The organism is Hydrogenophaga bisanensis, from assembly GCF_042665135.1.
Taxonomy (GTDB): domain Bacteria; phylum Pseudomonadota; class Gammaproteobacteria; order Burkholderiales; family Burkholderiaceae_C; genus Hydrogenophaga; species Hydrogenophaga bisanensis.
Genome location: NZ_JBHTBX010000001.1, coordinates 1 through 24,437, shown reverse-complemented (window position 1 = coordinate 24,437; position 24,437 = coordinate 1). Strand labels below are relative to the sequence as shown.

General features: G+C 62.5%; 24 protein-coding genes. 21 read left to right on the top strand and 3 right to left on the bottom strand.

From position 1 onward, the window contains the following. The first annotated feature begins 3 nt into the window (after positions 1–3). From ACFQNJ_RS00120 to ACFQNJ_RS00045, 16 genes are all read left to right on the top strand, one after another. A complete protein-coding gene (locus ACFQNJ_RS00120) occupies positions 4–1,029 on the top strand; it encodes a microcin C ABC transporter permease YejB (protein ID WP_374639077.1) in 1,026 nt (341 codons plus the stop codon). Further along, positions 995–2,068, top strand: a complete 1,074-nt coding sequence (locus ACFQNJ_RS00115; protein WP_382252966.1) for an ABC transporter permease — start codon at positions 995–997, stop codon at positions 2,066–2,068. The genes ACFQNJ_RS00120 and ACFQNJ_RS00115 overlap by 35 nt, the downstream gene beginning before the upstream one ends. Continuing rightward, on the top strand, positions 2,065–3,663 hold the full coding sequence (locus tag ACFQNJ_RS00110; RefSeq protein WP_382252965.1) for an ABC transporter ATP-binding protein: 1,599 nt from the start codon (positions 2,065–2,067) through the stop codon (positions 3,661–3,663). The genes ACFQNJ_RS00115 and ACFQNJ_RS00110 overlap by 4 nt, the downstream gene beginning before the upstream one ends. A gap of 103 nt (positions 3,664–3,766) precedes the next feature. After that, the gene (locus ACFQNJ_RS00105) at positions 3,767–4,552 is read left to right on the top strand and encodes a DUF2189 domain-containing protein (RefSeq protein WP_374639074.1); all 786 of its coding nucleotides are present in this window, start codon (positions 3,767–3,769) and stop codon (positions 4,550–4,552) included. A 22-nt stretch (positions 4,553–4,574) separates the two neighbouring features. Beyond that, positions 4,575–4,796 (top strand): DUF2788 domain-containing protein, encoded by a 222-nt coding sequence (locus tag ACFQNJ_RS00100; protein ID WP_374639073.1) that lies wholly within the window; start codon positions 4,575–4,577, stop codon positions 4,794–4,796. Between the two features lie 165 nt (positions 4,797–4,961). Continuing rightward, positions 4,962–5,543, top strand: coding sequence for a ribosome maturation factor RimP (gene rimP / locus ACFQNJ_RS00095; RefSeq protein ID WP_382252963.1), 582 nt, complete (start codon positions 4,962–4,964; stop codon positions 5,541–5,543). A gap of 77 nt (positions 5,544–5,620) precedes the next feature. Continuing rightward, entirely contained in the window at positions 5,621–7,117 is a 1,497-nt protein-coding gene (gene nusA, locus ACFQNJ_RS00090; RefSeq protein ID WP_374639071.1) for a transcription termination factor NusA, read from the top strand. Positions 7,118–7,137: 20 nt separating this feature from the next. Continuing rightward, the gene (infB, locus tag ACFQNJ_RS00085; protein ID WP_382252962.1) at positions 7,138–9,996 is read left to right on the top strand and encodes a translation initiation factor IF-2; all 2,859 of its coding nucleotides are present in this window, start codon (positions 7,138–7,140) and stop codon (positions 9,994–9,996) included. Positions 9,997–9,999: 3 nt separating this feature from the next. Then, positions 10,000–10,371 carry a 30S ribosome-binding factor RbfA gene (gene rbfA, locus ACFQNJ_RS00080; protein WP_374639069.1) on the top strand — a complete coding sequence of 124 codons (372 nt, stop codon included), beginning with the start codon at positions 10,000–10,002 and terminating at the stop codon, positions 10,369–10,371. 1 nt (position 10,372) lies between these two features. Beyond that, entirely contained in the window at positions 10,373–11,341 is a 969-nt protein-coding gene (truB, locus tag ACFQNJ_RS00075; protein ID WP_382252961.1) for a tRNA pseudouridine(55) synthase TruB, read from the top strand. Continuing rightward, positions 11,338–13,164: a translational GTPase TypA gene (gene typA, locus ACFQNJ_RS00070; RefSeq protein ID WP_374639067.1), complete on the top strand. Its 1,827-nt coding sequence runs from the start codon at positions 11,338–11,340 to the stop codon at positions 13,162–13,164. Before truB ends, typA begins: the two co-directional genes overlap by 4 nt. Before the next feature lie 30 nt (positions 13,165–13,194). Then, the gene (locus ACFQNJ_RS00065; RefSeq protein WP_382252959.1) at positions 13,195–13,581 is read left to right on the top strand and encodes a hypothetical protein; all 387 of its coding nucleotides are present in this window, start codon (positions 13,195–13,197) and stop codon (positions 13,579–13,581) included. Further along, positions 13,581–14,714 (top strand): glutathionylspermidine synthase family protein, encoded by a 1,134-nt coding sequence (locus tag ACFQNJ_RS00060; protein WP_382252958.1) that lies wholly within the window; start codon positions 13,581–13,583, stop codon positions 14,712–14,714. Before ACFQNJ_RS00065 ends, ACFQNJ_RS00060 begins: the two co-directional genes overlap by 1 nt. Beyond that, positions 14,711–15,118 (top strand): DUF350 domain-containing protein, encoded by a 408-nt coding sequence (locus ACFQNJ_RS00055; RefSeq protein WP_382252957.1) that lies wholly within the window; start codon positions 14,711–14,713, stop codon positions 15,116–15,118. The genes ACFQNJ_RS00060 and ACFQNJ_RS00055 overlap by 4 nt, the downstream gene beginning before the upstream one ends. Before the next feature lies 1 nt (position 15,119). Beyond that, positions 15,120–16,172, top strand: a complete 1,053-nt coding sequence (locus ACFQNJ_RS00050; protein WP_382252955.1) for a DMT family transporter — start codon at positions 15,120–15,122, stop codon at positions 16,170–16,172. Then, positions 16,156–17,265, top strand: a complete 1,110-nt coding sequence (locus tag ACFQNJ_RS00045) for an enoyl-CoA hydratase/isomerase family protein (protein ID WP_374639062.1) — start codon at positions 16,156–16,158, stop codon at positions 17,263–17,265. The genes ACFQNJ_RS00050 and ACFQNJ_RS00045 overlap by 17 nt, the downstream gene beginning before the upstream one ends. A gap of 27 nt (positions 17,266–17,292) precedes the next feature. Here the strand turns inward: ACFQNJ_RS00045 and smpB are convergent, their stop codons facing one another. Continuing rightward, on the bottom strand, positions 17,293–17,784 hold the full coding sequence (gene smpB, locus ACFQNJ_RS00040) for an SsrA-binding protein SmpB (protein ID WP_374639061.1): 492 nt from the start codon (positions 17,782–17,784) through the stop codon (positions 17,293–17,295). Positions 17,785–17,887: 103 nt separating this feature from the next. Here smpB and ACFQNJ_RS00035 point away from each other — a divergent pair, with 103 nt between their 5' ends. Beyond that, positions 17,888–18,331, top strand: a complete 444-nt coding sequence (locus ACFQNJ_RS00035) for a type II toxin-antitoxin system RatA family toxin (RefSeq protein ID WP_374639060.1) — start codon at positions 17,888–17,890, stop codon at positions 18,329–18,331. Further along, a complete protein-coding gene (locus ACFQNJ_RS00030) occupies positions 18,328–18,654 on the top strand; it encodes an RnfH family protein (RefSeq protein WP_374639059.1) in 327 nt (108 codons plus the stop codon). Before ACFQNJ_RS00035 ends, ACFQNJ_RS00030 begins: the two co-directional genes overlap by 4 nt. 21 nt (positions 18,655–18,675) lie before the next feature. Here the strand turns inward: ACFQNJ_RS00030 and ACFQNJ_RS00025 are convergent, their stop codons facing one another. Then, complete coding sequence (locus tag ACFQNJ_RS00025) at positions 18,676–19,212, bottom strand: DUF4124 domain-containing protein (RefSeq protein WP_374639058.1); 537 nt, start codon at positions 19,210–19,212, stop codon at positions 18,676–18,678. 162 nt (positions 19,213–19,374) lie between these two features. On the opposite strand from ACFQNJ_RS00025, the gene guaB reads away from it, so the two are divergent. The 3 genes from guaB (at position 19,375) to ACFQNJ_RS00010 (ending at position 24,026) form a co-directional block, all read left to right on the top strand. Next, positions 19,375–20,844 carry an IMP dehydrogenase gene (guaB, locus tag ACFQNJ_RS00020; RefSeq protein WP_382252953.1) on the top strand — a complete coding sequence of 490 codons (1,470 nt, stop codon included), beginning with the start codon at positions 19,375–19,377 and terminating at the stop codon, positions 20,842–20,844. 71 nt (positions 20,845–20,915) lie between these two features. Continuing rightward, entirely contained in the window at positions 20,916–22,526 is a 1,611-nt protein-coding gene (gene guaA / locus ACFQNJ_RS00015) for a glutamine-hydrolyzing GMP synthase (protein ID WP_374639055.1), read from the top strand. Between the two features lie 186 nt (positions 22,527–22,712). Continuing rightward, positions 22,713–24,026: a tyrosine-type recombinase/integrase gene (locus ACFQNJ_RS00010; RefSeq protein WP_382252951.1), complete on the top strand. Its 1,314-nt coding sequence runs from the start codon at positions 22,713–22,715 to the stop codon at positions 24,024–24,026. Here ACFQNJ_RS00010 and ACFQNJ_RS00005 read toward each other — a convergent pair. Then, complete coding sequence (locus tag ACFQNJ_RS00005) at positions 24,002–24,229, bottom strand: helix-turn-helix domain-containing protein (RefSeq protein ID WP_382252950.1); 228 nt, start codon at positions 24,227–24,229, stop codon at positions 24,002–24,004. The two genes, ACFQNJ_RS00010 and ACFQNJ_RS00005, sit on opposite strands and share 25 nt — an antisense overlap. Between the last annotated feature and the right edge of the window lie 208 nt (positions 24,230–24,437).

Genomic DNA, 24,437 nt, shown 5'->3' with positions numbered 1-24,437 from the left:
GCCATGTGGGCCTACATCCTCAAACGATTGTTCCTGATGATCCCGACCCTGTTCGGGGTGCTCCTGCTGACCTTTGTCGTCATCCAGTTCGTTCCCGGCGGCCCGGTGGAGCAGTACCTTGCCGAAGCCCGCGCGGGAGCGGCAGCGGGGGAGGGTGCTGGCATGGGGTACCGTGGCGGGCAGGGCGTGGATCCCAAGCGGCTGGAAGAAATCAAGGCCCTGTACGGATTTGACAAGCCCGCCCACCAGCGCTTCATCGACATGCTGGGCCGTTTTGCCCGTTTTGATCTCGGCACCAGCTTCATGCACAACAAGTCGGTGTCCGATCTGATTCTGGAGAAGCTCCCGGTGTCGATCACCCTGGGCTTGTGGACGTTTCTGATCAGTTACGGGGTGGCCGTTCCGCTGGGGGTGGCCAAGGCCGTGCGCGCGGGCAGCCGCTTTGATCTGATCTCCACCCTGATCGTGCTGGTCGGTTACGCGATACCGGGCTTTGTGCTGGGTGTGGCCCTTCTGGTCATCTTTGGTGGACAGTTGCAGTGGTTTCCTTTGCGTGGCCTGACGTCGGCCAACTGGGAGGAACTCTCCTGGGGTGCCCGCATCGTCGACTATCTCTGGCACATCACCTTGCCCGTCACGGCCATGGTGCTGGGCAGTTTTGCGGTCACCACGATGCTGACCAAGAATGCGTTTTTGGAGGAAATCCGCAAACAGTACGTCATGACCGCTCGTGCCAAGGGCTTGAGCGAGCGGCAGGTGCTTTGGAAGCATGTGTTCCGTAACGCCCTCATTCCGATCGTGACCGGTTTTCCCGCAGCCTTTATCGGCGCCTTTTTCACCGGCGCCCTGCTGATCGAAACGCTGTTCTCGCTGGACGGGCTGGGCCTGCTGAGTTACGAGAGCATCATCCGGCGGGATTATCCTGTTGTCATGGGCACGCTGTTCCTGTTCACCCTGATCGGCTTGCTGACCAAGCTGGTGTCCGATCTCTGCTATGTCTGGGTCGATCCCCGTGTCAAGTTCGACTGAAGCACCACAAACGATCTCGGGATCGCCGGCCCTTCGCGCGTGGCGCCGGTTCCGGCGCAATCGTCTGGGGTACTGGAGCCTCGTGCTGTTCATCCTGATGGTGCTGCTGAGCCTGGCGGCCGAGCTGGTGTCCAACGACCGGCCCTGGATGGTCCGTTACGAAGGCAAGACCTATTTCCCACTGGTCAACGACTATCCCGAGACCGTGTTCGGCGGTGATTTCGAGACACCCACCGACTACCTGGATCCGTTCATCCAGGACCAGATCACCCGCGGTGACAACTGGGCGCTGTTCGCCACCAACCGCTACGGCCCGAAGACACTGAACTACTTTGCCGAGGCGCCCAATCCCGCACCTCCGTCGGCAGCAAACTGGCTGGGTACGGACGATCGGGGTCGCGACTTGCTGGCACAGCTGATCTACGGTTTTCGCGTCAGCGTCCTGTTCGGCCTCGCGTTGACGGCCATCGGTGTGCTTCTCGGGGTGGTGGCGGGGGCCATTCAGGGTTTCTTCGGCGGCAAGATCGACCTGGCCTTCCAGCGTTTCATCGAGATCTGGGGTTCGATGCCCGAGTTGTACCTGCTCATCATCTTCTCGGCGGTGCTGGCCCCCAGTGTGGCCCTGTTGCTGGTGCTGCTGTCACTGTTCGGCTGGATGGGCCTGGCCGACTATGTGCGTGCCGAGTTTCTGCGCAACCGCCAGCTCGACTACGTGCGGGCGGCCAGGGCCATGGGGCTCTCCAATGGCCAGATCATCTGGCGTCATGTGCTGCCCAACAGCCTGACGCCGGTGGTGACCTTCCTGCCGTTCCGCATGAGCGCCGCGATCCTGGCGCTGACTTCCCTCGATTTCCTGGGGCTGGGCGTACCGCCGGGCACGCCATCGCTGGGCGAACTGCTGAGCCAGGGCAAGAACAACATCGACGCCTGGTGGATCTCGATCTCCACGTTTGCCGTGCTGGTGATCACGCTCCTGCTGCTCACCTTCACCGGCGATGCGTTGCGCGATGCCCTTGACCCCCGCAAGCAGGATCTATGACAAAACCGCTTCTTGATGTCAGAGGACTGTCGGTGGCCTTCCAGGGGCGCCCGGTGGTGCACGGCATTGATTTTTCGGTGGCCGTTGGTGAAAAACTGGCCCTGGTCGGTGAATCCGGATCCGGCAAAACCGTCTCGGCGCTGTCCCTGCTGCGCCTGGTGCAAGGTGCTGACGTGGCTGGTCACGCCGAGTTTGAAGGCACCGATCTTCTGACACTGAGCGAAAGGCAGTTGCAGGCCCTGCGTGGCGACGCGGTGTCTTTTGTGTTCCAGGAGCCCATGACGGCCCTCAATCCCCTCTATCCGGTGGGAAGCCAGATCGCCGAGGTGCTGCAGCTCAAACGGGGCATGTCTCCCGCCGAGGCGGGGCGGGAGGTGGTCGCCTTGCTGGCGTCGACCGGCATTCCCGAGCCCGAGCGCCGTGCTGCGGCCTATCCGCACCAGCTCAGTGGGGGGCAGCGCCAGCGGGCGATGATCGCGATGGCGCTGGCCAGCCAGCCGCGCCTGCTTGTGGCCGATGAGCCGACGACCGCCCTGGATGTGACGGTCCGCGGGCAGATTCTGGACCTGCTGGACCGACTCCAGCGAGAGCACGGCATGGGCGTTCTGATGATCACCCACGACCTGAACCTCGTGCGCAGGTTCGCGGACCGGGTCGCGGTCATGGAGCAGGGCCGAATCGTCGAGCAGGGCAAGGTGTCCGAGGTCTTCCAGCAGCCGACCCATCCCTACACCCGTCGCCTGCTCGACAGCCGCCCGGTCCGGGATGTGATCGAGCCACAGGCTGGCGCGACCACCCTGGTGCAGGCTGGTCAGCTTTCAGTGGGGTATCCGGTGCCCATCCCGGGCGTTCGTGGGTGGTTCCGCAAGGGCAGGTTCGACGCTGTCAGGTCGGTAAGCTTCACGCTGCCGCGTGGCGCCACGTTGGGCGTGGTGGGGGAGTCAGGTTCAGGCAAAACCACCCTGGCCATGGCCGTGCTGGGGCTGACGCCATCTGAGGGCGAGCTGATGGTGGTGGGCAATGGTTGGTCCCAGGCCAAAGCCGCCGGGCGTGACCGCGCCCTGCGCCGCCGTGTCCAGGTTGTCTTCCAGGACCCGTTTTCCTCCCTGTCACCCCGAATGACCGTGGAGCAGATCGTCGGGGAAGGGCTGAGCATCCATGAGCCCGGGCTGTCATCGACCCAGAAACGGGATCGCGTCGTGGCCATGCTGCGCGAAGTGGGTTTGTTGAACGAGCGCGACGATGGCCGTTCCTGGCTGCACCGGTATCCGCATGAGTTCTCTGGCGGCCAACGGCAACGCCTGGCGATTGCCAGGGCGCTGATTGTGGAACCGGACGTTCTGGTGCTGGACGAGCCGACCAGTGCGCTGGATGTGACCGTCCAGCAACAGGTGTTGCGTCTGCTGCAGCGCCTGCAGCGTGAGCGCAGCCTGAGCTATCTGCTCATCACCCACGACATGGACGTCATCCGCGCCATGGCGCATGAGGTTCTGGTGATGAAGGATGGCCGGGTGGTCGAGGCCGGTCCCTGCGATGCTGTCCTGAGCGCGCCACAGCAGCCGTACACCCAAACACTGGTGGCTGCGGCCGGCTGATGCCTGGTGTATCGTTGCTTGACATTTGTCAAGCACGAGGTCCGGTGCCCGTTTTATAAACACGGGCCCGGTGCTGTTGTCGATTCTTCTGTGCCGATCCTCCATGAACCAACGCCCGGAAACCGTGACTGCCCAACTGCCTGTCGTGCCTGGACCTGTGTCGCCCTTGCGGTGGCTGGCCAAAGGCTGGAGCGACCTGTGGGACAACCCCGTCCCCGGCCTGGCGCACGGGTTTGCCATTGCCGCCTTCGGGTGGCTCCTGCTTTGGCTGGCATGGGACCGTTTCTGGCTGTTGGCCGGTGCCTTTTCCGGCTTTCTGATCGTGGCGCCCATCGTTGCCACCGGTCTCTATCACATCAGTCGTTCACGGGCGAGGGGGCATCGTGCTGGCATGGGAGAGGTGCTGGCGCTCTGGCGTTCGGGTGACGGGCGGCTGGTCCGGTTTGGCGTGCTTCTCGCACTCGCGGGCACCGGTTGGGTGCTGACCTCGGCTGGTCTGATCACCTTGCTATCCAGTGTGCCGATTGAAAAGCCGGTCGATTTCCTTCGGCACGTCGTGCTCGTCAGGGAGCTTGGCCTGTTCGAGATCTGGCTGCTGATGGGTGCGTTGCTGGCGGCGCCGGTTTTTGCGTCCTCTGTGATGGCCATTCCTATCCTGGTCGATACCACCGTACCCGTGAGCATGGCGGTGGCCGAAAGCTGGCGGACCGTGGCGAGCCAGCCCACCCTGATGACACTTTGGGCCGTCATGATTTCGATTCTGGCGGGTGTCGGCATGCTGACGGGGTTGCTGGGGCTGATCGTGATCATCCCGTGGCTGGCCCATGCCAGTTGGCATGCCTACATCGAGCTCGCCGCGAGGTCTCCTTACATCAGCACAGGCGACTGACATCGCCGGCGTTCACGCATCCATGGAAAACACCATCTTCGGCTACACGGAGGGACAGATTGCCCAGTTCGGCCTGACATTCGGCGTCGGCGCGTTCATCCTGTACATGCTGTTCATTGTCCTGAACCTGGCTCTGGAGGCCAAGGCAGGCAAGTTTGGCACCTTCATCCTTTTTCTGGTGTTGTCCCTGGGAATGCTTGGCTTCGTGGCGAAGAACGTGATTCAGTGGATTCTTGGCATCTGATTTCCTAGCAATTCGCTTGCCAGTACCCATTTGCCGAGTTAGAATGTTGTCTTCACGACCAATTGGGCGGGTACTCACCGGCCCTTTTTTTTTGGCCGAACGTCTTTGGCATGCCAACGACGGCGGGCCATCAACCGACAACAGAAGCAGGACTGACCGATCACGATGGCTTGGCAGGAAACCGTAGCGCAGACCGTCTCCGGACTGGGTTTCGACCTGGTGGATCTTGAACGATCCGCCGGCGGTTTGTTGCGCGTGACCATTGACCTGCCCTGGTCGCCGCCCGTTGAGGGTGCGCCAGCCGCGCCGGAGCAGTTTGTCACGGTCGAAGATTGCGAAACCGTGACCCGTCAGCTGCAATACCTGCTGGAGGTTGAGGGGGTTGACTACCACCGGCTGGAAGTTGGCTCTCCGGGCATCGATCGCCCGCTGCGACACGAGAACGACTTCCTGCGCTTTGCCGGGCAGGTGATTGACATCACCTTGAAGGCCCCCATTGGCGGTGGCACCGAAGGCGTGGCAGCCAACCGGAAGAAGTTCCGCGGACAGCTCGAGCGTGCAGAGGATGGTCAGCAATGGCAGATCGTCTGGAGCGACGCTCCGCCTCCCAAGCCGGGGCAGCGCGTGAGCAAGAAACGGGAGCCCGAGCCCATGCAGGCGCTGACATTCCGTCTGGATGAGCTGCAGCAGGCGCGTCTGGCGCCCCTGGTGGATTTCAAGGGCCGGCGATCGGTCCCCAAGGCATGAGTGGCCGTGCGACAAGACGGTCTTGAATTGAATACGAACGCAACGCGACAAGAATTCTGGAAAGGTGGGCGAGTGAAATGAACCGCGAAATGTTGATGTTGATCGATGCCATCTCGCGCGAGAAGAACGTCGAGCGCGACGTGGTGCTGGGCGCTGTCGAGCAGGCCCTGGCCTCGGCCACCAAGAAACTCTATAAAGGCGAAGTCGATATCCGTGTCGCCATGGACCCGGACACCGGCGCCTACGAGACCTTCCGCCGCTGGCTCGTCGTGCCCGATTCGGCCGGTCTGCAGAATCCCGACGCCGAAGAGTTGCTCTCGGATGCTCGCGAGGACATCCCGGACATCGAGGAAGGCGACTACATCGAGAAGCCGGTCGAGAGCGTGCCGATCGGCCGCATCGGCGCCATGGCCGCCAAACAGGTCATCCTGCAGAAGATCCGCGATGCCGAGCGCGAGATGCTGCTCAACGACTTCATGTCCCGTGGCGACAAGGTCTTTGTCGGCACGGTCAAGCGGATGGACAAGGGTGACCTGATCGTCGAGAGTGGCCGTGTGGAAGGTCGCCTCAAGCGCGGAGAAATGATCCCGAAGGAAAACTTCCGCACCGGTGACCGTGTCCGCGCCATGATCATGGAGGTGGACCTCACCCTGCGGGGCGCTCCGATCCTGCTTTCTCGCTCGGCGCCCGCCTTCATGATCGAGCTGTTCCGCCAGGAAGTGCCCGAGATCGAGCAGGGTCTGCTGGAGATCAAGACCTGTGCGCGTGACCCCGGTTCGCGGGCCAAGATTGCCGTGGTGTCCCACGACAAGCGCATCGATCCGATCGGCACCTGTGTGGGTGTCCGCGGTTCGCGGGTGAACGCGGTGACGAATGAACTCGCTGGCGAGCGGGTCGACATCGTGCTGTGGTCTGAAGACCCCGCCCAGTTCGTCATCGGTGCCCTGGCGCCGGCCAACGTGCAGTCCATCGTGGTGGATGAGGAAAAGCACGCCATGGACGTGGTCGTGGACGAGGAGAACCTGGCCATTGCCATTGGGCGCGGCGGTCAGAACGTGCGTCTGGCCTCCGAACTGACCGGCTGGAAGATCAACATCATGACGGCCGATGAGTCGGCCCAGAAACAGGCCGAAGAGGCCGATGTCATCCGCAAGCTGTTCATGGCCAAGCTCGACGTCGATCAGGAGATCGCCGACATCCTCATTGAAGAAGGCTTTACCAGCCTGGAAGAGGTGGCTTACGTGCCGCTGCAGGAGATGCTGGAGATCGAGTCCTTTGATGAAGACACCGTCAACGAGTTGCGCGCCCGAGCCAAGGACGCCCTGCTGACGATGGAAATCGCCCGCGAGGAGGATGTCGAAGAGGTGTCCCAGAACCTCAAGGACCTCGAGGGCCTTTCTCCTGAAATGCTTGCCAAGCTGGCCGAGGCCGGCGTGCACACCCGAGATGATTTGGCCGATCTGGCCACTGATGAGCTGACCGAGATCACCGGGCAGACGCCTGAAGAGGCCACCGCCCTGATCATGAAGGCGCGAGCCCACTGGTTCAATGGCGATGAGTCGGCCACGGTCTGAGCGGCGGAGGAAAGATATTCATGACAAGTACCACCGTTGCGGAATTGGCCGCTGAACTCAACAAACCCACCGGTCTGCTGCTGGAGCAGCTCGAGGCTGCCGGCGTTGGCAAGGCCTCCGAAGCTGACAAGGTTTCCGAATCCGACAAGCAGGCCCTGCTGAACCACCTCAAGGCCAGCCATGGCACGGCTGGTGGCGAGCGCAAGAAGATCACCCTGGTCAAGAAATCGACCACCGAGATCAAGCAGGCGGATGCGACCGGGCGCGCCCGGACCATCCAGGTCGAGGTTCGCAAGAAGCGCACGTTTGTCAAACGCGATGACGAGGTGATGGCCCCTGCCGAAGTCACACCCGAGCCTGCAGCGCCCGCGATCGATGAAGCCGAACTCGCCCGTCGAGAGGAAGAGGCACGCCGGCAAGCCGAACTGCTGCGCCGCCAGGAGGAAGAGCTGGCCCAGAAGCGCAAGGAACGTGAAGCCGAAGAGGCCCGCCAGGCCGAAGAGCGCGCTCGCCTCGAGGCCGAGGCCGCTGCGGCTGCCGAACGCGCCAAGGCCGAGCAGGCCAAGTCGGAGCAGACGGCTGCAGCGCAAGCCGCACAGGTAGAGCAGGAAGACCGGGCCAAGGCGGCCGCGCAGGAGCGTGAGGCTGCCGCCAAGGTGCAGGCCGACAAGAACGCCGAAGCCAAGCGAGCTGAAGAGCAGCGCGCCCGCGATCTCGAAGAGCGCCGCCGAAAGGCCGAGGCTGAGGCTGCCAACATCCGCGCCATGATGGCGGCGCCCGCACGTACCCTCGTGGCCAAGAAGCCGGAGCCTGCGCCTGACGCCAAGGCCGCCACCAAGGGCACCCTGCACAAGCCGGCCACCGGGTCCACGGCTGCCAAGCCGGCCGGAACGGCTGCTGCTGGCGCGGCAGCCGGCGCCGGTGGCAAGAAAGAGGTGAAGTCGGAGAACCTGTCTTCCACCTGGAAGGACGACGCGGCCAAGAAGAAGGAAATCAAGACCCGTGGCGACACGTCTTCGGGTCGTTCCAACTGGCGTGCCGGGCCCAAGGGTGGCGGTGGTCGTCGTGGTGACCGTGACGGTCGCGACGGTGGTTCGTCGTTCGCCGCACCGGCCGAGTTCAAGCAGATCGAAGTCCATGTGCCCGAGACCATCACGGTGGCCGAGTTGGCTCACAAGATGGCGCTCAAGTCGTCCGAAGTCATCAAGCAGTTGATGAAGCTGGGCCAGATGGTGACGATCAACCAATCGCTGGACCAGGACACGGCCATGATCGTGGTCGAAGAACTTGGTCACAAGGCGGTTCAGGCGGCACTGGATGATCCCGAGGCCTTCACCGAAGAAGAGGTGATGGGCCAGCAGGCGGAGCTGATGCCCCGTGCACCGGTGGTGACCGTCATGGGTCACGTCGACCACGGCAAGACCTCGCTGCTGGACTACATCCGCCGTTCCAAGGTGGCTGCGGGCGAAGCAGGCGGCATCACCCAACACATTGGCGCCTACCACGTGGACACCCCGCGTGGCATGGTGACCTTCCTGGATACCCCCGGCCACGAGGCGTTCACCGCGATGCGTGCCCGTGGTGCGCAGGCCACCGATATCGTGATTCTGGTCTGTGCGGCTGACGACGGTGTCATGCCGCAGACCAAGGAAGCCGTCAAGCACGCCAAGGCGGCCGGAGTACCCATTGTGGTGGCCATGACCAAGGCCGACAAACCCGATGCCAACGTCGAGCGCGTCAAGGCCGAGCTGGTGGCGGAAGAAGTGGTTCCTGAAGAGTTCGGTGGTGACTCGCCCTTCATTGCCGTCTCGTCCAAGACAGGCATGGGCATTGACGCACTGCTGGAGCAGGTCCTGCTGCAGGCCGAGGTGCTGGAGCTCAAGGCACCGGTGGATGCCATGGCCAAGGGTCTGGTGATCGAGGCGCGCCTGGACAAAGGTCGCGGCGCAGTGGCCACCGTTCTGGTGCAATCCGGTACGCTCAAGGTCGGCGACGTGGTGCTGGCCGGTCAGACTTCCGGTCGTGTTCGCGCCATGCTGGACGAGAACGGCAAGCCCACCAAGGAAGCCGGACCGTCCATTCCCGTGGAGATCCAGGGCCTGGCCGAAGTGCCGCAGGCCGGCGATGACTTCATGGTCATGTCCGATGAGCGTCGCGCACGTGAAATTGCGACCTACCGCGCTGGCAAGTACCGCAGCACCAAACTGGCCAAACAGCAGGCCGCCAAGCTGGAGAACATGTTCTCCGACATTTCTGCCGGCGAAGTCAAGGTACTGCCCATCATCATCAAGTCCGATGTGCAGGGCTCGCAGGAAGCGCTGTCGGCGTCGCTGCTCAAGCTGTCGACCGACGAGGTCAAGGTCCAGCTGGTCTATGCCGGCGTGGGTGGCATCTCGGAATCCGACATCAACCTGGCCATCGCGTCGCGGGCCATTGTCATCGGCTTCAATGTCCGGGCAGACGCGGGTGCCCGCAAGCTGGCCGAGGGCAATGATGTCGACATCCACTACTACAACATCATCTACGACGCTGTCGACGAGCTCAAGGCAGCCATGTCCGGCATGCTGGCGCCGGAGAAGCGCGAGGAAAACATCGGTACGGCCGAGATCCGGACCGTGTTCGTGGCATCGAAGATCGGCACGGTGGCCGGTTGCATGATCACCTCCGGTCAGGTGACGCGCAACTCGCACTTCCGCCTGCTGCGCGAGAACGTGGTGGTCTACACCGGCGAGATCGAGTCCCTCAAGCGCCTCAAGGACGATGTCCGCGAGGTCAAGGAAGGCTTCGAGTGCGGTATCAAGCTCAAGAACTACAACGACATCAAGGAAGGTGATCAGCTGGAGTTCTTCGAGATCAAGGAAGTCGCCCGGACGCTGTAAACCATGGTGCGCAAGTCATCCGTCCCCAACCGCGGGTTCCGCGTGGCCGACCAGATCCAGCGTGATCTGGCCGAGCTGATCGCGCGCGAGCTCAAGGATCCGCGTGTGGGGATGGTCACCATCAATGCGGTCGAGGTCACCCCTGACTACGCTCACGCCAAGGTGTTCTTCAGCCTGCTGACCGGCAACCCCGAAGAAACCACGGCGGGGCTCAATGCGGCAGCCGGCTTCCTGCGAAGCGGCCTGTTCAAGCGCCTGCACATCCACACCGTGCCGACGCTGCATTTCGTGTTCGACCGCACCACCGAACGTGCGGCCGACATGAATGCATTGATCGCCAAGGCCGTGGCTTCGCGTTCCAAGGACGAGGACTGACATGACGGCTGCTCCTCGTGCACGGGTGCAGCGTCGCCCCGTGCACGGGGTTCTGCTGCTCGACAAACCGCTGGGCCTCTCCAGCAACCAGGCTTTGCAGAAGGCCAAGTGGTTGCTGCGTGCCGACAAGGCGGGCCATACCGGTACCCTGGATCCTTTGGCCACGGGGGTGCTGCCGATCTGCTTCGGCGCCGCCACCAAGTTCAGCCAGCTGCATCTGGATGCCGACAAGACCTACGAGACGGTGGTTCGCCTGGGTGTGACGACCTCGACCGCCGACGCGGAGGGGGAGGTGGTCGATACCCACCCGGTGGACTGTTCGGCGGGGCAGGTGGTCGAAGTCCTCGATCGTTTCACCGGGTCGATCACGCAGGTGCCACCCATGCACAGCGCCCTCAAGAAAGACGGCAAGGCGCTGTACGAGTACGCCCGGGAAGGCAAGACGGTTGAGCGGGAGCCCCGGACCGTCATGATTCACGACCTGGAACTGCTGGACATGCAGTTGCAGGGCACAGAGCCGTTCCTGAAGCTGCGCGTGCGTTGCTCCAAGGGCACCTACATTCGTACATTGGGCGAGGACATCGCCCGCGCACTGGGATGTGGTGGCCATCTGACGCTTCTGCGGCGGGTGCAGACCGGTCCCTTTTCCGTCGACCAATGCATCACCGTAGAAGCGCTGGAAGCCATGCCGGAAGATCAGCGTCTTCGCTGCCTGCTGCCGGTCGAGTCGCTGCTGCCACATCACGCGCCTGTCACCTTGGCCAGCGATGATGCGGCGCGGTTCCTCAGTGGCATGCGCCGTCGGGGCCACTGGCCCGACCACGAACAGGTGGCCATCTATGGTCCTCCCACCGACACCCGAAGGGCGCCCGTGCTGCTGGGCTGCGGCCACACCCAAGCGGGCGAACTTATCCCGGGGCGGCTGCTGAGCCCCATCGAAATACAGCAAATCCTGGAAACTGCAACATGAGCAAACAGATCCGCAACATCGCCATCATCGCCCACGTCGACCATGGCAAGACCACCATGGTGGACCAGCTGCTGCGTCAGTCGGGCACCTTCGCCGAGCACGAGAAAGTCGTGGACACGGTGATGGACAACAACGCCATCGAGCGCGAGCGCGGCATCACCATCCTGGCCAAGAATTGCGCCGTGAGCTGGCAGGGCACGCACATCAACATTGTGGACACCCCCGGCCACGCGGACTTCGGCGGCGAGGTCGAGCGTGCGCTGTCCATGGTCGATGGCGTGGTGCTGCTGATCGACGCGCAGGAAGGCCCGATGCCACAGACCCGGTTTGTCACCAAGAAGGCGCTGGCGCTGGGCCTGCGCCCCATCGTCGTCGTCAACAAGGTCGACAAGCCCGGAGCCAACTGCGACAAGGTCATCAACGCCGCATTCGACCTGTTCGACAAACTGGGCGCGACCGATGAACAGCTCGACTTCCCGGTGGTCTACGCCTCCGGTATCAACGGATGGTCGTCGCTGGAGGAGGGTCCCGCGGGCGAGCAATGGGGTCCCGACATGTCGGCTCTGTTCAACACCGTCCTCAAGCATGTGCCTGCGCACCAGGGCGACCCGAAGGCCCCCCTGCAGCTTCAGATTTCTGCCCTGGACTACAACAGCTTCGTGGGCCGTATCGGCGTGGGTCGCATCAATGCCGGCACCATCAAACCCGCCATGGACGTCTTGGTGATGGAAGGCCCCGACGGCAAGAGCTTCAAGGGTCGCATCAACCAGGTCCTGACCTTCCAGGGTCTCGATCGCATGCAGGTGACCGAGGCCGGGCCTGGCGACATCGTCCTGATCAACGGCATTGAGGACATCGGCATCGGGGTGACCCTGACCGATCCCGCCAACCCCACGCCGCTGCCCATGCTCAAGGTGGATGAACCGACGCTGACCATGAACTTCTGCGTCAACACCAGCCCGTTGGCCGGCCGTGAAGGCAAGTTCGTGACCAGCCGCCAGATCTGGGACCGCCTGCAGAAGGAGCTTCAGCACAACGTGGCCCTGCGCGTGAAGGAAACCGACGAAGATGGCATCTTTGAAGTTTCCGGGCGGGGTGAACTGCACCTGACCATCCTGCTGGAGAACATGCGCCGTGAAGGCTATGAGCTGGCCGTGTCCAAGCCGCGCGTGGTGTTCCGCGAAATCAACGGCGAGAAATGTGAGCCGATCGAATTGGTGACCTGCGACATCGAGGAAGGCCATCAGGGCGGTGTGATGCAGGCCTTGGGCGAGCGCAAGGGCGAACTGGTCAACATGGAACCGGATGGCCGTGGTCGTGTGCGCCTGGAGTACCGAATTCCTGCGCGCGGACTGATCGGTTTCTCCAACGAGTTCCTCAACCTCACCCGCGGCTCAGGCCTGATCAGCAACATCTTCGACGGCTACGAGCCGCACAAGGGCGACATCGGCGGCCGCAAGAACGGTGTGCTGATTTCGATGGACGATGGCGAGATCTTTACCTACGCCCTGGGCAAACTCGACGACCGCGGTCGCATGTTTGTCAAGGCCGGCGACCCGGTCTACGAAGGCATGATCGTTGGCATCCACAGCCGCGAGAACGATCTGGTGGTGAACGCAACCCGGACCAAGCAGCTGACCAACTTCCGTGTCAGTGGCAAGGAAGACGCCATCAAGATCACCCCGCCCATCGAGCTGACCCTGGAATACGGTGTGGAGTTCATCGACGACGACGAGCTGGTCGAGATCACGCCCAAGAGCGTTCGCCTGCGCAAGCGCCATCTGAAGGAACACGATCGCAAGCGTGCTTCCAAGGAAAGCTGATTCTTCCCCCGAACCGTCGGACAGACAGCGATGAGCGATTCGGGCGGCATGGATCGGTGGCAGTGGCTGGTGGTGGGGGCGGCGGCGGTCGGCATGGTGTACGTCAATGCGGATCGCAGCGTGGAAACGCGGCGCCCCCGCTACGACACATTGGCCGATTGCCAGCGTGACTGGAACGATCCCCGCGATTGCGAGAACACCTCTGGCGGTGCCGCCAGTTCGGGTGGTTCAACCGGCGGAGGTACTGGCGGCGGGCGGTCCTGGTATGGGCCTGACATCGACAAGGACGGGAAGGTCTATCACGCCGATGGTCGTGTCACCAGTGGTCACGATGTGCGGACCTTGAGTTCGACCAGCTTCCGCGGATCCCATGTGACCCGCAGTGGCTTCGGTGGTGGTTTCAGCCGGGGCGGATGATGCAGCGTCTGCCTCAGATCGAGCGTCCCGACTGGCGCTCGAAGATGTCAGCCCTGGGTTTTGGCTTTCACAGCATCGACGGGGTCTACTGGAAGGAGCATGTGGCCTACCGGTTCAGTGCGCGGCAGATCGACCTTTTCGATGATGCTGTCGCCGAACTGCATGCGATGTGCCTGGATTTCGTGGATGACTTCATCCGGGCGGGCGACTGGACCCAATTGCCCTTGCCGGAGCATGCGATTGCCTGTATCGAACGTTCATGGCGGCGACGTGAGCCCGGCCTGCTGGGTCGCTTCGACTTTTCCTGGGATGGTTCAGGCGCTCCGAAGATGCTGGAGTACAACGCCGACACACCGACCTCCCTGATGGAGAGCAGCCTGGCCCAGTGGTTCTGGAAAGTGGACGTGCAACCGCAGGCTGACCAGTTCAACAGCCTGCATGAAAAGCTCGTGGCCCGTTGGAGAGTGGTTCGCGAACAAACCAATGGCTCGGTATTGCACTTTGCCGGTCAGTACGAGCAGGAAGAGGATGCGGTGCATCTTGACTATCTGCTTGATACCGCCTTGCAGGCAGGCTGGTCCACCCGGTGGCTGGCCATGGGCGACGTGGGCTGGGACGGAGCGTTCTTTGTCGACCATGATGGCGAACGTATCGATCGGCTTTTCAAGCTCTATCCATGGGAATGGATATGGCGGGATGGGTTCTCCCGTCACGCCGCCTCCGATGCTGTTCGGTGGATGGAGCCCCCGTGGAAGCTGCTGCTGTCGAACAAGGCGCTGCTGGCCTTTCTCTGGCAACGCCACACCGGGCATCCGCTGCTGATGCCTGCCGCCTTTGCCCGGGAGGATTTGCCCACGGACACGGGGTATGCACGCAAACCGATGTTCTCCCGCGAGGGTGGCGGATGCAGCTTGCACCGTGCCGATGGTGCCCTGATCGATGCCGAGCGCGTCTTCGAAGAACCCGGTGACTGGGTGTACCAGTCGCTCGCGCCGTTGCCCCGGTATGAGGACTACTGCACCGTGGTCGGTGGATGGGTGGTCGGCGATGAGCCTGCCGGACTCTGCATTCGGGAGGATGCCTCAGCCATCACCAAGAACAGCAGTCACTTCGTGCCGCATTACTTTGAATGAATCACCGAGTTGAGGACCGCCACGTGCCTGCCTTTGCCCTCTATTTCATTGCTGGTCTCGCGCTGATCACCTTGGCCACAGCCATTTTCGTGAGACTCACGCCGTTTCCCGAGATGGAGCTGATCGCCCAGGGAAACCAGGCTGCAGCCTGGGTGTTTCTGGGCACCGTGATCGGATTTGCATTACCTGTGGCCAGCGCGATTGCCCATAGCGTGTCATTGGTGGACATGCTGTCCTGGACCGTTCTCGGCCTGCTGGTGCAGTACCTCGCTCACCTTGCCATCCGGATGTTGTTGCCTGGTTTTGTCCAAGGCGTGCGTGACGGGGTGACCTCCCTGGGCATTGCCAGCGCAGGTCTGTCGGTGTCAGTGGGCCTCGTGAACGCGGCCAGCCTGGTGTTCTGACATGGCCCGTCGTCTCAGTCACACCCAGGCCGTTTTCCTGATGGTGGCAGTCACCCTGATGTGGTCGATTGCCGGGGTGGTCTCGCGCCAGCTGGAATCGGCGGCCCGGTTCGAGGTCACCTTCTGGCGCAGTGCCTTCACCGCGATCTCGCTGCTGCTCATCCTGCCACTGTGGCGGATGGGCAGCGCCACTCCACAGGCGCCGGCAGGGCACGAACGCTCCGGCCTGGGACGCTTCCTGCACCGGCACTGGGGATTGCTGCCGGAATCGCGCGCATTCTGGGTCTCGGGCGTTTGCTGGAGCGTGATGTTCACGGCCTTCATGCTGGCCCTGACCTTCACCAGCGTGGCCAATGTGCTCATCATCATGTCGCTGGGGCCGTTGTTCACGGCCTTGCTGGCCCGCGTGGTGATCGGTCAGACCTTGCCGCTGAGGACCTGGATGGCGGTTCTGGTGGCCGGTGCGGGCATTGTCTACATGTACGGCAGCCAGTTCGTCCAGGCTTTCACCGGGTCCGATGCGGATCCGGGTAGCCTGGTGATCGGATCCCTGGTGGCACTCTGCGTACCGGTGGCCGGTGCGATCAACTGGACGGTCGTGCAGCGCAGCCAGTCTCACGGTGAGTCGATTGATCTGGTGCCGTCTGTTCTGCTGGGTGCCGTGCTCTCCAGTGTCCTGACCTTGCCCTTCGCGTGGCCGTTTGCAGCCACAGGAGCAGACGTGGCGTGGCTGGCCTTGCTTGGCCTCGTCCAGTTGGCCATTCCCTGCACCTTGTCGGTGGTCTGTGCCCGGGTGCTCAAGGCGCCCGAGGTGTCCCTGCTGGCGCTGCTTGAAGTAATTTTCGGCATTGTCTGGGCCTGGCTGGGAGCAGGGGAGGTGCCCGGCCCGGAGGTACTGGCTGGCGGTGGTGTGGTGATCACCGCGTTGGTCGTCAACGAGGTGATGGGCTGGCACAGCCGCCGCGGGACACCCCGCATCCAGACGTTGCTGGCCGACCAGGACCAGAGCCCAGTGAACAACAAAGAAGGAGCATTTCATGCAAACCAACCCTGACGTCCATGTCCATGCCGAGATACGCGGCCGGGTGGGCTGTCTGACCCTGGCGCGACCCAAGGCGTTGAATGCGCTGTCGCTGGCCATGATCCGTGACTTGACCGCTGCATTGCTGTCGTGGCGGGAGGACCCCCAGGTGCTGGCGGTGGCCATTCGGGGCACGGGCAAGGAAGGTCCCTTCGGGGCATTCTGCGCGGGAGGTGACATCCGCTTCTTCCATCAGTCGGCGTTGTCCGGGGATCCGGCACTGGAGGACTTTTTCACCGAGGAGTACGCCCTCAACCACCTCATCCACACCTATCCCAAGCCATACATCGCGCTGATGGACGGCATCTGCATGGGTGGCGGCATGGGCATCAGCCAGGGAGCCAGTCTGCGGATCGTGACCGAACGCAGCAAGCTTGCGATGCCTGAGACCAACATCGGACTCTTCCCCGATGTGGGTGGTGGCTACTTCCTCAGCCGCTGCGATGGACATCTGGGTGAGTACCTGGGCCTCACCGGTCGCGTTCTGGCTGGGGCTGATGCGGTGTCCGCTGGGCTGGCCGACGCGCTGGTCGACAGTGGTCGCCTTGTTGCCCTGTGGGAGTCACTGGGCGAGACCCCATTCGAAACAGGTGAAGCGGTGGAGCGCTGGTGCCTGACCCACAAGCACCGCGAAACGCCCCGTGCGCCCTGGTCTGCGACGGAAGTTGACCGCGTCTTTGGTCTTGCGTCGGTTCCGGCCATCGTCGAAGCCCTGGAAGCGGATGCCTCCGACTGGGCGCGAGAGACAGCGGCCATCCTGCGTCAGCGGTCACCGCTGATGCTGCATGTGGTGCTTGAGCAGATTCGGCGTGCCCGCGGCATGAGTCTGGCGCAGGACCTGCGCATGGAGCGCAATCTCGTTCGTCACTGCTTCCATACCCGGCATCTGCAGCGGCAGGGGGTCTCCAGCGAGACCGTCGAAGGCATCCGTGCGCTGGCCGTGGACAAGGACCACCAGCCGCAGTGGAACCCTGCGCGGATCGAGGATGTATCCCCGGAGATGGTGGAGGGCTTCTTCAGCGAGCCGTGGCCAGCCTGGGCGCATCCGCTGGCGCACCTCGACTGATCTCCACCGCGATCGCCAGCGCTCCTGTCAGCGCTGGCGGTTCTTCATGGCGCGCTCCACCTCGCGCTTGCCCTCGCGTTCCTTGATGGTGTCACGCTTGTCGTGTTCGGCCTTGCCTTTGGCCAGGGCAATGTCGCATTTGACCTTGCCAGACTTCCAGTGCAGGTTCAGAGGGACGAGGGTAAAGCCCTTCTGTTCGGTCTTGCCGATCAGGCGCTGGATCTGCTCCTTGTGCAGCAGCAGTTTCCGTGTGCGGGTGGCTTCTGCGGTGACGTGCGTGGAGGCGGTGCGCAAGGGATTGATCTGGCAACCGATCAGGAACAGTTCACCGTCGCGAATCACCACATAGCCTTCGGTGATCTGCACCTTGCCTTCGCGCAGCGCCTTGACTTCCCAGCCCTGAAGCACCAGGCCAGCCTCGAAGCGCTCTTCAATGTGATAGTTGAAGTGCGCCTTCTTGTTCTCGGCGATGCGGGCATCCTTGCCCTTGCTGGAATCGTTCTTTTTGCTGGTGGCCATGGGGCTTCAGATGAGGCCAGGGCTGGCCAATACAATGGAAGGTGTCACGTCTTGCCAGCCATCGAGGTGTCGTCGGCTGCGCAGGGACGAAACGACCGATTGTATGAAAACGATCCAGAAGTCCGTTCTCCTATGGCACAGCGCCCACGAGATGTTTGCTCTCGTGACGGATGTCCATCACTATCCGCAGTTTCTTCCGTGGTGTGACCACAGCGAGGTCATCGAACGCGACGACAGCGGCATGGTGGCCAAGGTCGGCATGTCCATCAGTGGCTTGCGCCAAAGTTTCACGACCCGCAACCGGCATGTCGACGATCGTCAGGTGCTCATGGAACTGGTGGATGGCCCGTTTTCCCACCTGGAAGGTTGCTGGGACTTTGTGCCGCTGGGCGACGGCACCCAGCGCGCGTGCAAGGTGGAGTTCCGTCTGACCTATGGCTTCTCCAGCCAGGCACTGGCCACACTGGTGGGTCCGGTGTTTGACAAGATCGCAGGGAACCTGGTGGACGCGTTTGTCCGGCGGGCCGACCAGGTGTACGGCACATGATCCGGGTCTGCCTGGTTTACTCTCCTGCGGCCCGGCAGGTCGAGGAGGTGACGCTTGAGTTGCCAGACGGCGCCACGGCACAGATGGCGCTTCAGGCCAGCGGCTGGCTGGACAGATGGCCGGAGATCCATGACCTGCCGGTTTCCGTCTGGGGTCGAAAGGCGTCTGCGACACAGGCCTTGAGGGAGGGTGACCGACTGGAGTGGTGTCGCCCGCTCAGGGTGGACCCGAAAATCGCGCGCAGGGAAAGGTTCGTCGGACAGGGTGCTCGGACAGCGGGCCTGTTCTCGCGCCGCCGACCGGGCGCCAAGCCGGGCTATTGAACCCGGCACTGCCTGATCACGTCATTGCTGGGCAGGCATCGGGCCGCAGTCGCTGGCAATGATGCGGTCCAGCCGCTGAGCTTCTGCAGCGCGAGCCTTCTCGTCGAGAATCTCGCGCTCTCCCTTGGCGTTTGTGGTGGCCAGACGCACACCCGAATCGAGCGTGGCCTTGGCGCGCTTGGCACGCTCGCAGTTCTCGGCGCGTGCTTTGGCCACTCGCTCAAGCTCCTGCTGGCGCTTGGCCGCCTCAGCCTCTTCGGCCTGCTTCTTCTTGGCTTCAAGCTGGGCATCCTTGGCGGGTGCCTTGGGCGTGGGCGTCTCCGCTGCTTTGGCGGCTTCCTCACCTACTTCAGCCGGCGCTGGCGCAGGCCTTCCGCCAGGTCGCTTCAGGATGCTTTTCTCGGGTACGGATGCCGGCGGCGGGGTGTCGCTGAACACCTTGCGGCCATCAGAGCCGATCCACTGCCATTGGGCCTGGGCGGCCCCCGAGGCCAGCACCACCACCGTGGCGAGGGTCAAGGTGCGGCTGCGTGAGAGGAGTGCGTGGAGTACCTGCATGGCGGCAGTTTAACGCCCTCACCACCCGTCCACGTCACCAATCTTCTCGGGCAACGGACCAACTGCCGGTTCGGTCGGACCGATGGAGTCCCGGTGTGGCCTCATGGTCACAGTTGGTGCGGTCAGGCCGAAGGTACAATAGTGTTTTTGGAGCTTTACCTCATGCGCCTCCTCGGCAAAGCGCTCACGTTTGACGACGTTCTGCTCGTCCCCGCGTACTCCCAGGTCCTGCCCAAGGACACCTCTCTGGCTACCCAGTTCACACGCAACATCAAGCTGAACCTGCCGCTGGTGTCGGCCGCGATGGACACGGTCACGGAAGCCCGGCTGGCGATTGCTATCGCCCAGGAGGGGGGTATCGGCATCATCCACAAGAACCTGTCTGCCCAGGAGCAGGCTGCCCACGTGGCGAAAGTCAAGCGCTACGAGTCCGGACTCCTTCGTGACCCGGTGGTGATCAGCCCGACGACCACGGTGCGGCAGGTCATGGCGCTTTCCGACGAACTGGGCGTCTCCGGCTTCCCGGTGGTGGACGGTGGCCGCGTGGTCGGTATCGTCACCGGTCGTGACCTGCGCTTCGAGAGCCGCTACGACTTGCCGGTCAGCGAGATCATGACCCCCCAGAATCGCCTGGTCACGGTGCCCGACGGCACCACGCCCGAACAGGCCAAGGCGCTGCTGAACAAGCACAAGCTTGAGCGGCTGTTGGTTGTCAACGACGACTTCGAGCTCAAGGGCCTGATCACGGTCAAGGACATTACCAAACAGCTGAATTTCCCCAACGCGGCGCGCGACGCCGCCGGGCGCCTGCGTGTGGGCGCTGCGGTCGGCGTGGGCGAGGGGACCGAAGAGCGCGTCGAAGCTCTGGTCAAGGCGGGTGTGGACGCCATCGTGGTGGACACGGCCCACGGCCACAGCAAGGGCGTGATCGACCGTGTGCGTTGGGTCAAGCAGAACTATCCTCAGGTGGACGTGATCGGCGGCAACATCGCCACCGGCAGCGCCGCGCTGGCGCTGGTGGAAGCCGGTGCCGACGGTGTCAAGGTCGGTATCGGCCCTGGCTCCATTTGCACGACCCGCATCGTGGCCGGCGTGGGCGTGCCGCAAATCATGGCCATCGACAACGTGGCCACCGCGCTGCAGACCACCGGCGTCCCCATGATTGCCGATGGCGGCATCCGTTATTCGGGTGATATCGCCAAGGCCATCGCGGCCGGCGCGAACACGGTGATGATGGGCGGCATGTTCGCCGGCACCGAGGAAGCGCCGGGCGAGATCGTGCTGTTCCAGGGGCGCAGCTACAAGGGTTACCGCGGCATGGGCTCCATCGGCGCCATGCAGCAGGGCAGTGCCGACCGCTACTTCCAGGAAAGCAGCACCGGCAACCCGAACGCTGACAAGCTGGTGCCCGAAGGCATTGAGGGCCGCGTGCCTTACAAGGGCTCGGTCGTGTCGATCATCTTCCAGATGGCCGGTGGCCTGCGGGCGGCCATGGGGTACTGTGGTTGCCCGACCATTGAGCACATGCGTGCCAAGGCCGAGTTCGTCGAGATCACCTCGGCGGGCATCCGCGAGAGCCATGTCCACGACGTGCAGATCACCAAAGAGGCCCCCAACTACAGGGCGGACTGATCCTGAGCGCCCCAGAGGCCGTCCCGCCGGACGGCCTTTTTGCTTTCTGATTCACACGAGCATTCAACGCCATGCAGCACCAGAAAATCCTCATTCTCGACTTCGGTTCCCAGGTCACCCAGCTGATTGCCCGTCGGGTGCGCGAAGCCCACGTGTACTGCGAGGTGCACCCTTGCGACGTGAGCAGTGAATGGGTCCGTGAGTTCGCCGCCGATGGACAGCTCAAAGGCGTGATCCTCTCGGGCAGCCATGCCAGCGTCTACGAGGTGGACGACAAGGCACCCGACGCGGTGTTCGAGCTGGGCGTGCCGGTGCTGGGCATCTGTTACGGCATGCAGACCATGGCCCAGCAGCTGGGTGGCAAGGTGGAAGCGGGCAAGACGCGCGAGTTCGGTTACGCCGAGGTCCGCGCTCGTGGTCACACAGCCCTGCTCAAGGACATCGCCGACTTCACCACGCCTGAAGGCCACGGCATGCTCAAGGTCTGGATGAGCCACGGTGACAAGGTCACCGAAATGCCGCCGGGCTTCAAGCTCATGGCCAGCACCGACGCCTGCCCGATCGCCGGCATGGCCGACGAGGCGCGCGGCTACTACGCGGTGCAGTTCCACCCCGAAGTCACGCACACGGTGCAGGGCAGGGCGCTGCTGGAGCGCTTCGTGCTGGAGATCTGCGGCACTCGCCCAGACTGGATCATGCGCGACCATATCGAGGAAGCCGTGCAGAAGATCCGCGAGCAGGTGCGGGATGAGGAAGTGATCCTCGGCCTGTCCGGCGGCGTGGACTCGTCGGTGGCCGCCGCCCTGATCCACCGGGCCATCGGCGACCAGCTGACCTGCGTGTTCGTGGACCATGGCCTGCTGCGCCTGCACGAGGGCGACATGGTGATGGACATGTTCGCTGGCAAGCTGCACGCCAAGGTGATCCGCGTGGATGCCAGCGAACTTTTCCTGGGTCAGCTGGCGGGCGTGACCGACCCCGAAAAGAAGCGAAAGATCATCGGCGGCCTCTTCGTCGACGTGTTCAAGGCCGAGGCCGCCAAGCTCAAGGGCGACGGTGCCAAGGGCGCGAAGTGGCTGGCGCAGGGCACGATCTACCCGGACGTGATCGAGTCTGGCGGCGCCAAGAGCAAGAAGGCTGTCACCATCAAGAGCCACCACAACGTGGGTGGCCTGCCGGAACAGCTGGGCCTCAAGCTTCTGGAGCCGCTGCGCGACCTGTTCAAGGACGAGGTGCGCGAGCTGGGCGTGGCCCTGGGTCTGCCGCACGACATGGTCTACCGCCACCCGTTCCCGGGGCCAGGCCTGGGCGTGCGCATCCTGGGCGAGGTCAAGAAGGAGTACGCCGACCTGCTTCGCCGGGCCGACGCCATCTTCATCGAGGAGCTGCGCTCGACCATCGACCACAACTCCGGCAAGAGCTGGTACGACTTGACCAGCCAAGCCTTCACCGTATTCTTGCCGGTCAAGAGCGTGGGCGTGATGGGCGACGGCCGCACCTACGACTATGTGGTGGCCCTGCGTGCGGTGCAGACCAGCGACTTCATGACCGCCGACTGGGCCGAGCTGCCTTACGCGCTGCTCAAGAAGGTGTCCAGCCGCATCATCAACGAGGTGCGTGGCATCAACCGCGTGACCTACGACGTCAGCTCCAAGCCGCCCGCCACCATCGAGTGGGAATAGAAAATCGCTTGTAAGTTGTTGATTTATATAGGATTTGAAGTTACAAACTTCATGCAAACTTCTAGAAAAATCAACAACTTACCGAAAACCAGTTACAAACCCTGGCGACTATTGAAAACTGTGGTCGCCGGCAGCTCTTCCTGCGTATAGGATCATCAGCACCGGCACAGTGCCTGACGATCAGTTATGCCAGCGACAGCAAAGACTCCGACGCTCAAGAGCAAGAAAGAGAAGCTCTACATCTTGGACGAGCGTGTCCAGCTGTTTCGCAACACGTCTGACATCTGGCAGATGCAGATGTGGGTCAGGGAAGAGGGCAAGTACGTGCGCGAGAGTCTTCGCACTGCTGATCTTCTAGAAGCAAAGAAGAAAGCGGAAGATCGATTCATCTTCTTCAGGGCGAAGGTGATGAATGACGAGAAGATTTTCTCGATCACTGCTCAGGAGCTGCGGGACAAGTTTCTGGCGCACGTAGCGCAGCAGGTCAAGATGGGTCAGCTGTCTGCCGGACGGGCTGCCAACGTCAAGACCTACACGAAGCACTATCTGGACTTTGTTGTACGTACAACGAAGATCCAGAACATCGACCGCAAGAAGTTTCGCGAGTACCTGGCGTTCCGTCGAGGGAAGAAGCCAGACATTCTGGCAACGGTGGTGCTCAATGAAAGCATCACGATCAAGCAGATGTACCGCTTCGCATGCGCGGAAGGTCTGATCGATCAGACTTATGTGCCTGACTTCGGGGTCATCAAGGTCAAGCAGGGTGAAGCGGTGCGCGAGAGCTACACCGCCAAGGAATACACCGATCTGATCAACGTCTCACGCGTCTGGCACAAGTCCAAAGACGTGGTCACGGAAGAGCAGCGGTACTACCGCAGATTGTTGAATGACTTCATTCTGATCATGGCAAACAGCGGCTTTCGCACACAGGAAGCGCGTCTGCTCAAGTGGAAAGACATCAAACGCATCACCAAGACGGACAACGACGAGGTGTATGCAGAGGTCGTCATTCGTGCGGAAAACACCAAGGTGCGAAAGAGTCGAACGGTACAGATTCGACGTGGTGACGTCTTCGAGCGAATCCGCACCTACTCAAAGCACACGGAACCGGAAGACTTCGTGTTCTCACGCTTTGAGCAGGACAAGAACGAGGTACTGGACAAGACGCGTCTGTATGACCTGTTCGGGGAACTGGTCCAGAAGGTCAAGGACAAGAATCCAGACTTCGACGACACGAAGACGCTGTACTGCCTGCGTCACCTGTTCATCACCATGCGCATCATGGCTGGTCTGAACGTCTATGACATTGCCAAGATCTGTGGCACGTCACTGGTGCAGATCCAGAAGCACTATGACGCAGCGACGGCACTGCTGACCAGCCAGGTCATGAACAGGAACCAGATGCGATTCGACTCGCACGGGAACGTGGTGCTGGAAGACAGCGGGAAGGCTGTCGTCAGCGTCAAGGAAGAGGGTCAAGCCCCAGCAGGGCACGACTGACGCTCTTTGACCTTCAAGACGCACGCACGCGAGATGCTGTAGCGGCGCGCAATCTCACTGACTGTGGTGCCTTGCTCGATCAGTGAGCAGATTTCTCGACGCTGCTGCTCGGTCGTCTTGCTGGGACGACCCAGGCGCTTGCCTTCAGCTTTGGCACGCTCAAGACCCGCATGCGTTCTCTCGATCAGCAGGTCGCGTTCCATCTCGGCGACTGCTGACAACATCGTGAGTAGAAGTTTTCCAGTGGCGGAGTCAAGCACCAAGTGCAACACCGATTTATTGAATTGAGGAATTGGGTTGATTGAGCTTGTCCAACATGGCCTGGTAGACGACGATCGGCGGGTAGAAGCCGTGGACGGCACGCGGGCGGTTGTTGAGCAGGTCGGCAATCGCATCGAGCTGCGCCTGGCT